Below are 12,537 nucleotides of genomic sequence, written 5' to 3' on the forward strand. Positions count from 1 at the left end.
TGAAAAGCCTATTGGCAGAGTTAAATATGCGCTATTTTAATTCCGCCAACAGGTTAAATACTAATATATTAATCGCAGTGGTTGGATTTTTATCGCACCACTACTAATTTTAAATGATTAATAATATCAGATGAACGTTTTACACATTCATCCAAATAGTTTTCAATCCAAGGATTATCGCCTGTGAAATCCCCTCTTCATATTCGAATGTATCGAAATCACTTGTCCATAAAAAGGCTCCTTGGCTTCTTTCTACACAATAAGAATATTCGTTACAAAAAAAACATTTTAGAATAAGTCCTTGAGTGAACCCCATTGAGTCAGGGACTGAAAGGCATTCACTCAGGGACTGAATGGCATTGAGTCAGGGACTGAATCATGCTCATTCTACTGTCTTGATAATCAAAGTTTTGCAAAATTGCCCATCATAGTGTAAAATTTGGACAAATCACTAATCGTGAACTTCCGGATTAGGGTTCGTATTTTTCTCATAGACTTTGAAATCCGCCAACTGCATCTATAACACCCATTCTATGATACCCACCACTCTTATCCACTACATTGAAACGGAGATTATTCCGCGTTACGAACTTTTTGATAAAGCCCATAACCTTTCGCACGTACGGACAGTGATCGAAGAGAGCCTTTCACTTGCCACGAAGTATAATGTAAATGAGAGTATGGCATACACCATCGCCGCCTATCACGACACAGGGCTTTGCCGGGACAGAGCTACGCACCATCTCATCTCAGGCACTATTCTGAAACAAGACGAGACACTCCGCCAGTGGTTCAGCGAAGAAGAGATAGACACCATGAAAGAGGCAGTAGAAGACCACCGCGCATCTGCCGACCACGAGCCACGAAGCATCTACGGCAAGATAGTGACAGAAGCTGACCGTGTGATCGACCCTGTCGTCACGCTACGCCGCACCGTGCAATACGGCCTGAAGCAAAAGCCGGAAGCGGGAGAAGAATGGCATTATCAACGCTTCCATCAACACCTGATGGAGAAATATGCACCGGGCGGATACCTGAAACTTTGGTTTCCGGAATCGGAAAACGCCAAGCGGCTGAAAGAACTGCAAAAGATCATTGCAGACGAGAAACAGTTGAAAAATACCTTCCAGCAGTTATTTGCCGAAGAAAAGCAGCAAGCATAAACAACTGCAATTTCCCTCGGGAAAGCCAAGACCGACTACGTTTGTTACTAACATACAGGCAAAAACCTGCGCCTGCAACGGCAAAAATATACAATCCGTAAGGCAATAAACGGAAGAATCCCTATCTTTGCAGACAGAAAACAAAGCAATAGCAAAACTTGCGGACAGAAAATAAAATAATAACGAAATAGATAATGGCTTTACAATGTGGTATTGTCGGCTTGCCGAACGTAGGCAAGTCGACGCTCTTCAACTGTTTGTCCAACGCGAAAGCACAAGCGGCAAACTTTCCTTTTTGTACAATAGAACCGAACGTAGGCGTAATCACCGTGCCCGACGAACGCCTGACAAAACTTGCCGAACTGGTACATCCGGGGCGCATCGTGCCCACCACGGTGGAAATCGTAGACATTGCCGGCCTCGTGAAGGGCGCCAGCAAGGGTGAAGGACTGGGAAACAAATTCCTCGCGAACATTCGTGAGACGGACGCCATCATCCACGTGCTGCGGTGCTTCGACGACGAGAACGTGACGCATGTAGACGGGAGCGTCGACCCCGTGCGCGACAAGGAGATCATCGACTACGAATTGCAACTGAAAGACCTGGAAACCATCGAAAGCCGCATCCAAAAAGTGCAGAAACAGGCACAGACGGGAGGCGACAAGGCAGCGAAGATGGCATACGAAGTGCTGCTGAGATATAAAGAAGTGCTGGAACAGGGCAAGAGCGCGCGTACGGTGCAGTTCGAGACCAAGGACGAGCAGAAAATTGCCCGGGAATTGTTCCTGCTGACCAGCAAACCGATGATGTACGTCTGCAACGTAGACGAGGCAAGCGCAGTGAACGGTAACCGATACGTGGAAATGGTGCGCGAGGCAGTGAAAGAAGAGAATGCCGAAATCCTGATCGTCGCCGCCAAGACCGAAGCCGACATTGCCGAGCTGGAGACGTACGAAGACCGCCAGATGTTCCTCGAAGAAGTAGGCTTGGAAGAGTCCGGCGTAAGCCGCCTGATCAAGTCGGCCTACCAGTTGCTGAACCTGGAGACCTTCATCACTGCCGGCGAGATGGAAGTGAAGGCATGGACCTATCAGAAAGGATGGAAAGCCCCGCAATGCGCCGGAGTCATCCACACCGACTTCGAGAAGGGATTCATCCGCGCCGAGGTGATCAAGTACGAAGACTTCATCCAGTACGGCAGCGAATCAGCCGTGCGCGAAGCCGGAAAACTGGGAGTGGAAGGCAAAGAATACGTGGTGCAGGACGGAGACATCATGCACTTCCGGTTCAACGTCTGACACTTCCCTACAGAGGGCACAGATGGGCACGGATGGCAATAATAGCCTGCCCCGGATGGTGCAGACCGCTCTTTGCCTGCACAGACGGCCGTGCCCGCCAATCCGTGCAGACAGACATACCAGACAGAACATTCTATAAGATGGAAAACAAGAACATGAAATACCTTATAGCCGGCACAGGGGGCGTGGGAGGCAGCATCGCCGCCTTCCTCTCGCTGGCGGGCAAGGACGTGACCTGCATCGCACGCGGCGAACATCTCGCTGCCCTGCGCGAACACGGCTTGCGCCTGCATTCCGACCTGAAAGGCGAACATACACTACCCATACAGGCCTACACAGCCGAAGAATACACAGGCAAGGCAGACGTCATCTTCGTCTGCGTCAAAGGCTACTCGGTCGATTCGATAACGGAGCTGATCAAGCGCTCCTCGCACGAGGAGACAGTTGTCATCCCTATCCTCAACGTCTACGGCACGGGGCCGCGCATCCAGCGCCTTGTGCCCGGAGTGACGGTCTTGGACGGTTGCATCTACATTGTCGGATTCGTGTCCGGCAAGGGAGAAATCACGCAGATGGGGCAGATATTCCGCCTGGTCTACGGAGCGCATCGCGGCACGGTTGTTCCCCGTGGAACGCTGGAGGCCATACAACGGGACCTGCAGGAGAGCGGAATCAAGGCTGAGATATCTCCCGACATCAATCGGGACACGTTCGTGAAGTGGTCCTTCATCTCTGCGATGGCGGTCACCGGAGCTTACTACGACGTGCCGATGGGCGAAGTGCAGAAGCCCGGCAAGGTGCGCGACACGTTCATCGGACTGTCCCGCGAAAGTGCGGCGCTGGGCACGAAACTGGGCATCGAGTTCAAGGAAGACATCATCGGATACAACCTCAAAGTCATCGACAAGCTGGACCCCGCAAGCACCGCCTCCATGCAGAAGGACATGGCAAGGGGGCACGAAAGCGAGGTGCAGGGGCTGCTCTTCGACATGATAGCTGCCGCGGAGGAACAAGGAATCGACATCCCGACCTACAGGATGGTGGCGGAGAAATTCAACTTATAAACCCTATTAAAACAGATACATTATGCTCTCATTACTGACTATCAACTGGAATCCTGATCCCGAACTGTTCAACCTTTTCGGCCGCGTGCCCATCCGCTACTACGGACTGCTGTGGGTCATCGGCATCGCATGCTCCTATTTCGTGGTCCGCTACCAGTACAGGGACAAGAAAATAGGCGACGACAAGTTCGAACCGTTGTTCTTCTACTGCTTCTTCGGCATCCTGATAGGCGCCCGACTGGGGCACTGCCTGTTCTATCAGCCGGAATACTACCTGCACCACTTCTGGGAAATGATACTGCCCGTCCAGTTCCCCGCCGACGGAGGCTGGAAGTGGACCGGCTACGCAGGACTTGCCAGCCACGGCGGCACGCTCGGACTGATCATCGCCCTTTGGCTCTACTGCCGCAAGACGAAGATGCACTACATGGACGTGCTGGACATGATAGCCGTGGCCACGCCGATATGCGCCTGTTTCATCCGCCTCGCCAACCTGATGAACTCCGAAATCATCGGCAAACCGACCGACGTGCCCTGGGCGTTCGTATTCGGCAGAGTGGACCTGCTGCCCCGCCATCCCGCACAGCTTTATGAGGCAATCGCCTACTTCATCTTCTTCCTGCTCATGATCTACCTGTACAAGAACTACGGCAAGAAAGTGCGCCGCGGCTTCTTCTTCGGCCTCTGCCTGACGGAAATCTTCGTCTTCCGCTTCTTCGTGGAGTTCCTGAAAGAAAACCAGGTGAACTTCGAAGACAGCATGACGCTGAACATGGGACAATGGCTGAGCGTGCCGTTCGTCATCATCGGAATATACTCCATGTTCTTCTACGGAAGAAAGAAAGGCTGAGGGAGCTACGAGTGACAGGCTACGGAGCTACGAGTGACGGACTACAAAGCTACAAGAGACAGAGTCACGAACTGCGGGAGACGGAGTCACGAAAGACAATCCTGCAAAGTACACGAACCCAACAATGCCAGTATAACGCAGCAAAAAAACAGCCAATTTAGGTTCCGTAACACTACAGGACCGATATGCTAAAAATCCGGCCTCGTTTTAACACCGTTCCTAAGGAGCGACGTTGGAGCGAGGCCTTAACGCATCCTTAACGCATCCTTAACGAACCCTTAACGAAGGCTTAGCGAAGATACAACGAAGGTACAACGGAGGTATACCCCCCCCGAAAACCGGATAAAAACAGCCCAAATGAAGCCAAAACAACCCCGAAAAGCAGAAAAAACAGGGTAAAAACAGAAAGGAACATTAACAAAAACATTAGACATCTTTAACCATTTCCCGTGAACCGCTTTTCGAGTGAAAACCCCGAAACACTGCAAGCACCCTCCCGAAATGCTGCAAACAAAACCCTTTCACCGTCCCCTATCACTTGCCCATCATCCCCGCCCACCAGTCCTCAAACCACTCTTTCCCCCAACAGAAGTCCACATTCCCACCCATTCACAACACACTGTCACACAAACACATACACATCACAAATGACCTATCCAAAGAATATTGAGACATCCAAAACAAAGATGATACCTGCCCAAAGATATGTGAGACACACTTGTGATGCACCTAACAAGCAAATCCATACATTTGCAATCGGAAACCAAATAAAAGTTAACTGCAATGAAAAACAAACAGATTAATGAAAAGACCATGAAACAAGCCTATGACGACAGTTAGACAGCTACCGCATCAATAACTGACTACAAGTTGGCTACAAGCTGACTAGAAAAAACAATGCGATTATTAATTCTTAAACTAATTATGATGAAAAATGTAAGCAAAAAATCCCGGAAGGTTCCTTACCTCCTTATGCTCATGCTCTTCACATGCCTGTCAGCATCAGCACAGTTTCAAGTAAAAGGTACGATCGTCTCAGACAAAGACTCCGAACCGATGATCGGCGTAGCAGTTCTCGAAAAGGGAACCAGCAACGGCACGATTACCGACATAGATGGTAATTACTCCATCTCCGTACAGAACGGCAACGCAACACTCGAAGTATCCTACGTTGGCTGCCGGCCGCAAACCATCCAAGTGAACGGCCGAAACCAGATCCACATCCGCTTGGAAGAAGACTCAAAGATGCTCGACGAAGTAGTCGTAGTAGGCTATGGCGTACAGAAGAAGAGCGACCTCACAGGTGCCGTCGCCTCAGTCGGCACCAAAGAACTGAAAGGACTGGTCACGACCGATGCCGCAGCCGCCCTCCAAGGTAAAGCCGCCGGCATCCAAATCCTCAACTCATCGGGCGCACCGGGCACCGGAGCCGAAATCCGCGTGCGCGGCTACTCCTCCAACTCCGGCAACATCGGCCCGCTGCTCATCGTAGACGGCCTGAAAGTATCAAGCATCCAATATCTCGACCCCAGCCTGATCGAATCCATGGAAGTACTGAAAGACGCCGCCTCCGCCGCCATCTACGGCTCGGAAGCCGGGAACGGTGTCGTACTTATCACCACGAAAAACGGCAGCAAGAGCAGCGGCAAAATCAGCTACAACGCCCGATTCACGATGAACCAGCTGGGACACGTGCCGCAGCTCCTCAACGCAGAACAGTTCAAAGACTGGAGCAGAATGCAAGGACTCGACATCGATGCAGCCATGGCCGACGCCATCCGCGACTACAACTGGGACCCCAACACCGACACAGACTGGATGGATGCCTTCATGGGTAACGCCTGGAGCCAGCAACACTCCATCTCGCTACAAGGCGGAAACGACAAGGGACAGTACTTCGCCAACCTCACCTACGTAGACCAGGACGGTATCGTGAAGGGCCAGCAAGACTACTACAAACGTCTGACAGCCCAAATCAATGCCGACTACAAAATCAAACCCTGGTTGCAGGTAGGCACCAACACCTCCATCGAGAAATGGGAAAGAGGAAGCGTGTCCGAATACGGATATGGCTCAGCCTTCGAGATGCTCCTCGTTATGGACCCGCTCACCCCGACACACTGGAAAGAACGTAGCCAGTATCTGGCCGCCACAGGCTCAGCCTACGATGCTGTGCAGAATGGCACCTCAGCCACCAACTACCGCTTCTACGGCGACGAAAACGGCATGTATGCCACCTCATACTTCAATACGGAGCTCGCCGGAGGTACCCCCTTCGCACAGCGCGACAAGAACGCCAACAACGAAAACGGCGGCATCAACGTCCACAGTACTTTCTTCGCCAATCTCACTCCGGTGAAAGGCCTGACCATCACCTCCCGCTTCGGTACGCGCATCACCCAGGGCAACACCTACAGCTATGCCGAACCTTACTACATCTCCGGCCGTGTGAGCGACACGAAATACTCCCTCGACCAGACCACCAGCACAGGCCTCTACTACCAGTGGGAGAACTTCGCCAACTACCTGACCACCATCGACAAGCACAGCATCTCGGCCATGATCGGTATGTCATACATCCAGAACGAAACCAAAAGAACCACAGCCGGCGCCTCCGGTCAGGAACTGCTCTCCTCCTACGAGCCCAACTTCCGCTATCTGGACTGCGTACTCGTCTCCGACAAAGTATCACGCACGTTCAAAGGCATGCCCAGCAAAAACACCAGCATCTCCTATTTCGGTCGCGTAGGCTATACGTTCGACAACCGATACAGCGTGCAAGCCAACTTCCGTGCCGATGCATTCGACTCCTCCAAACTCGCCAAAAACCAGCGCTGGGGCTACTTCCCCTCCGTATCAGCCGGATGGACATTCAGCAACGAAAAGTTCTTCAAGAACCTGGTGCCCGACGAAATCCTCTCGTTCGGTAAGCTGCGTGCATCCTGGGGACGCAACGGTAATATCAATGTACTGAGCAATTACAGCTACACGGCTTCCATCGCAACAGGCGGCCAATGGTATCAATATGAAAACAACGGAACAGTCACAAACGGCTCCATGCCAAGCGGACTCGCCAACCCCAACCTGACCTGGGAAACCTCCGAACAGCTGGACTTCGGCCTGGACCTGCGCCTGTTCAACGACGCCCTGACCATCGGCATGGACTACTATAAGAAGACCACCAAAGACCTCCTTGTAAACGCCCCCTGCTTGCCCGAAACCGGTGTATCCTCACAGATGATCAATGCAGGCGAAGTGCAGAACAAAGGTTTCGAATTCGAAGTATCCTACAAGGGGAACATCGGCAAGCTGAACTACTCCATAGCCGGCAACTTCGCCACCCTGAAGAACAAAGTGACCTACCTTGACGAACGCATCACCCGCATCGGCGGCGGATACGTACAAGGCAATATCTCCGCCCTCTGGACGAACTTCGAACAAGGCATGCCGGTATGGTACATGCGTGGCTACAAATACCTGGGCACGAATGAAGACGGACATGCCCTCTATCAGACCAAAGACGGAGGCGAGACACTGGTTCCCGGCGACGAAGACCAGTTCAACATCGGCAAGGGTATTCCCGACGTAACCTACGGCATCACCCTGAACCTGGATTATAAGGGATTCGACTTCTCCCTGTTCGGCACCGGAACCGTCGGCAACGATGTTTACTATGGCATGTACCGTACAGGTTACAATAACATCTCCAAGCACTTCTATGACGCAGCCAAGAAAGGAAACATGCCCGATCCCAAAACGATCGCAGGCGACAAGTACTACTGGTCATCTTCGGCAGCCGTATTCAACGGTTCGTTCTTCAAGATCAAGCAGATCCAGCTTGGCTACACTCTGCCCTCTTCCATCACGAAGAAGTTCTTCGTAGAAAACCTCCGTGCGTATGTCTCACTGGATGATTTCTTCACGTTCACTTCCTACCCGGGCCTCGATCCAGAGATTGCCTCAAGAGGCGGAAACATGGTAGGTCTCGATGCCGGTGCATACCCCACCATGCGTAAGATGACACTTGGTTTTAACATAACATTCTAACCCATAATACTGAAAGTATGAAGAAATATATATATTCAATGGCAATGTGCGCAGCACTGTTCTGTGCATCTTCCTGTAGTGAAAGCCTTTTGGACATCGAACAGAAGGCAGTAAGTTCCACTGAGAATTTTTACAAGACAGACCAGGATGCAGTCGATGCCATGACTGCCGCTTATGCACAATTCCTCGAAAATGTCTGCTCCTCGGACGGTATCTACCAGCCCCAGTTCACGTTATTGAACTACTCGGCGGATGATGTATTCTCGGCCGGTACGGACTACGTAGACCACATGGACATACGTGTGTTCGATGAATTCCGTTATGACACCAATAACAGCTGCCTGAACCAGTTGTACCAGCGTTATTACAAGGCTATCTATGCAGCCAATCTGGTGATCACATACGTTGAACCGGACACCCCCGTCAAAGCCCGTTGTGTGGCTGAGGCGCGCGTGCTCCGTGCTTACTGCCACATGATGGCTGCGCTCACCTTCCAGCGTCCTCCGTTAGTCGACAGACTACTGAATGCCGATGATAAGCCCACGAACGTAGAAAGCCAGAAAAGCCTTCTTGAATGGTGTGCTACCGAATGTGAGGAATCCGTATCTGCCCTCGACGACCGCAAAGGACAGCAGGATATCGAAGGAGCATACAAGGTTACAAAAGGTTTCGCTTACTTCGTAGCCGGAAAGTCGGCCGTATTTGCCGGTGATATGGTTCGTGCGGAAAGAGACCTTAAACCGTTAGTGGAATCCCCCAACTACGCTCTTGTGCCCGGTAACCGTTTCCGCGACCTGTTCCATGTGGAAGGCAACGCATGCGAGGAGAAGATTTTCGAAGCCAACTGTTGGGGAAATGCCGACAAAGGCTTTTGGGGAAATATCCAGCGCGGACGTTGGATGACCAACAACGTACTGAACTGGCGTTATGACCGTCTAGGTTCACGTGCCACGATTTGCGGTCCCAATGACGGTTGGGGAGGAGGTGCCATCAACTGGAAATTTGCAGAGAAAATGTACCAGAACGATGGTGACGGTCCCCGTCGCAAAGCTACCTTCCTTACTCCGGACGAATTCCTTTATGACTCTGAACTATGTGGTTGGGAATCAGATTTTGATGAAAACGGTAATGAGATGTCCTTTGCCGACAAGAAAAAAGACCCCAAACGTGGAATCAAAAGCACTGCAGGCTTGTTTGCTCATGGCATATATATGGAAGTGAAGAATATCGCATCTCCTAACGACCGCAACATGGCTATCTCCGATACTCATAACTCTACTGCATTCCGCATCGCCCGTCTGGCAGAAGCATACCTGCTTTACGCCGAAGCTTGCCTTGTAAACAATCACATTTCTGAAGGAGAAAAATATCTCCATGCCATCCAGAAACGTGCGGAAGCTCCGGAAAAGCCGCTTACCTTGCAGAATCTTCAGGATGAAAAGCAATATGAACTCTGGTTTGAGACTTGCCGTTTCCACGACATCGTCCGCTGGGGTATTGCCAAAGAGTGTCAGGATGCTGTTGTCGACCAAGTTCCGCAATTATACGATGACTTCTTCATCGAAGGTACACCCTATTTCGGAAAAGAACATCATCTGCGTGCCGAGTTGACTCACCCCTTGTCCGTTGACCAGAAGTTACCTGCCAGCTCTTTCGGATTCATCAAGGGAAAACATGAGTATTTCCCGTTCCCACAAGCTGTGACAAATCTGAACAAGGAGCTTCATAACCTGAATGGATGGGCAACAAATAATTAATCCTTAATGACCCTGTCACATACATGAATCTCTATTTCCAAAAAGCAACACTGCAATTATAGAAAAACTGATTGCTGTTCCAATAGGTAGGTTATTATAACGACAAAGTGAGGTTTTCGTTGAAAGATGAGAACCTCACTTTTCCCATACGATTCATTCTATTATTCCAAGAATAAAAGAACGCAATATATATGGAGATTTACGCGAATCGGATTAAATTTGTATTTTGTTGAAAGAGTTATTCCGTTGTGAGTTTACAGATTCTTGAAAACTCCAAAAACTCTTCTTTTACTTGACTATAAATTAAACCATTATGAAACATAAAAGACTTATTATGACTTTGTTTGCAGCCCTGTTCTTCACCCACTTGGCTGCACTTGCACAAGATGCGAACTTCTACATTTACCTGTGTCTGGGACAGTCGAATATGGAGGGCAATGCCCGCTATGAAGCCCAAGACACACTGGTGAACCCACGCTTTCAGGTATTGTCCGCCGTAGACAACAAAGAACTGGGCAGAGTGAAAGGAAAATGGTATCCCGCACGGGCTCCGCTGTGCCGCCCCAATACAGGACTGACCCCTGCCGACTATTTCGGACGGACAATGGTAGAGAATCTTCCGGAAAATGTACGCATCGGCGTGGTACATGTGGCTATCGGTGGCTGCAAGATCGAACTTTTCCAGAAAGACAAACGCGAGGAATACATAAAGACCGCTCCGCAATGGATGTTGGGCATGCTCAAAGAGTATGATAACGATCCCTATACCCGCCTAGTAGAGATGGCCAGAATAGCCCAGAAGGACGGTGTGATAAAAGGTATCCTGCTGCATCAAGGCGAATCGAACACCGGCGAAAAGGAATGGCCTGAGAAAGTAAAGAACGTATATGACAACCTGCTCGCCGACCTGAACCTGAAAGCCGAAGATGTGCCTTTGCTTGCCGGTGAAGTAGTGAATGCCGATCATGGAGGTACATGTGCTTCGATGAATCCCATCATTGCTACCTTACCCGAAGTGATAAAGAACTGCGCCGTCGTTTCCTCAAAAGGCCTGAGCTGTGCCCCCGACCACCTGCACTTCGATGCCGCCGGATATCGCATCCTGGGACGCCGTTATGCCGCCGCCATGCTGAAGCTGATGGGCAAGGAACTCCCGAATGATGAAGATATCTTAAAGAATACGGTAGCAGCCTCATCAAACATGCACGGTTGCGATTTCCCACGTTTAGATAAAGAAAACCGTGCCTATTTCCGTATCTTCTCGCCCGACGTAAAGCGTCTGCAAGTAGACATCTGCGGCAAGAAGTACGACATGAACAAAGATGAGCACGGCTGGTGGACAGTGAAGACTGATCCCTTGGTAGTAGGTTTCCACTACTATTTTCTGTTGATTGACGGAATGTCGGTCATCGATCCGATGAGTTGCACATACTTCGGCTGTAGCCGTATGGCAAGCGGAATAGAGGTGCCCGAAGGCAAAGAAGGCGATTATTACCGCACGCAGAACGTGCCCCACGGACAAGTACGTACCGTCACTTACTACGCTGAAAGCCAAAAACGCTTCCGTCGTTGCGTGGTCTACACTCCGGCAGAATATGAGAAAAACACCAAGAAACGATATCCGGTGCTTTATCTGCAACATGGCATGGGTGAAGACGAAACCGGATGGAGCACACAAGGGTATATGTACAACATACTCGACAACCAAATAGCCGAAAAGAAATGCGTACCCATGATTGTAGTGATGGAAAGCGGCGACGTAGAAATAGGCTTCCGGCCACGTCCCGGGAAGGATGTGAATGAAGAACGCAATCTTTATGGAGCCTCCTTTGCCACTCTGATGATAAATGATCTCATCCCGATGATAGACAAGACATTCCGCACGTATACCGACCGTGAACACCGCGCTATGGCAGGACTGTCATGGGGAGGGAAACAGACTTTCGACATCACCCTGACCAACCTCGATAAGTTCTCGTATATCGGCGGTTTCAGTGGTGCCATTTTCGGATTGGACGTAAAGAATGCCTTCAATGGTGTATTTGCCGATGCCAATGTTTTCAACAAGAAGGTACATTACCTGTTCTTGGGTTGCGGAACAGAAGAAAACATGGGAACTGCACGGCTTGTCTCCGCTTTACGTGATATGAATATACGCGTTGCTTTCTATGAATCACAAGGAACAGCCCACGAATGGCTTACTTGGCGCAGATGCCTGAATGAGTTCTTGCCGCATCTTTTCAAATAGGCTTTTTTCACTGTCAAGAAATATAACACAGTCAAACAGAATTGAATTGCGAAAAAGAAGTTATCGAGAGTTATTCGCAATTCAATTCTGTTTAACCATAAACGAAAAGG

At 50.3% G+C, this 12,537-nt stretch carries 7 protein-coding genes; all 7 read left to right on the forward strand.

What is annotated here, in order from left to right; translation table 11 throughout:
* The first annotated feature begins 533 nt into the window (after positions 1 to 533).
* The 7 genes from QZ323_RS10895 to QZ323_RS10925 all read left to right on the forward strand — a co-directional run bounded on the left by QZ323_RS10895 (position 534) and on the right by QZ323_RS10925 (position 12,427).
* The gene (locus QZ323_RS10895) at positions 534 to 1,163 is read left to right on the forward strand and encodes an HD domain-containing protein (RefSeq protein WP_294634714.1); all 630 of its coding nucleotides are present in this window, start codon (positions 534 to 536) and stop codon (positions 1,161 to 1,163) included.
* A 194-nt stretch (positions 1,164 to 1,357) separates the two neighbouring features.
* Entirely contained in the window at positions 1,358 to 2,461 is a 1,104-nt protein-coding gene (ychF, locus tag QZ323_RS10900) for a redox-regulated ATPase YchF (protein ID WP_294634716.1), read from the forward strand.
* A gap of 140 nt (positions 2,462 to 2,601) precedes the next feature.
* Complete coding sequence (locus QZ323_RS10905; protein WP_294634729.1) at positions 2,602 to 3,525, forward strand: ketopantoate reductase family protein; 924 nt, start codon at positions 2,602 to 2,604, stop codon at positions 3,523 to 3,525.
* 19 nt (positions 3,526 to 3,544) lie between these two features.
* Complete coding sequence (gene lgt / locus QZ323_RS10910; protein ID WP_294634730.1) at positions 3,545 to 4,375, forward strand: prolipoprotein diacylglyceryl transferase; 831 nt, start codon at positions 3,545 to 3,547, stop codon at positions 4,373 to 4,375.
* Positions 4,376 to 5,299: 924 nt separating this feature from the next.
* Positions 5,300 to 8,422 (forward strand): TonB-dependent receptor, encoded by a 3,123-nt coding sequence (locus QZ323_RS10915; protein ID WP_294634717.1) that lies wholly within the window; start codon positions 5,300 to 5,302, stop codon positions 8,420 to 8,422.
* A gap of 17 nt (positions 8,423 to 8,439) precedes the next feature.
* The gene (locus QZ323_RS10920) at positions 8,440 to 10,179 is read left to right on the forward strand and encodes a RagB/SusD family nutrient uptake outer membrane protein (protein WP_294634718.1); all 1,740 of its coding nucleotides are present in this window, start codon (positions 8,440 to 8,442) and stop codon (positions 10,177 to 10,179) included.
* Positions 10,180 to 10,513: 334 nt separating this feature from the next.
* Complete coding sequence (locus QZ323_RS10925; RefSeq protein ID WP_294634731.1) at positions 10,514 to 12,427, forward strand: sialate O-acetylesterase; 1,914 nt, start codon at positions 10,514 to 10,516, stop codon at positions 12,425 to 12,427.
* Positions 12,428 to 12,537 lie beyond the last annotated feature (110 nt).

Source organism: uncultured Bacteroides sp. (genome assembly GCF_910585845.1).
Classification (GTDB): domain Bacteria; phylum Bacteroidota; class Bacteroidia; order Bacteroidales; family Bacteroidaceae; genus Bacteroides.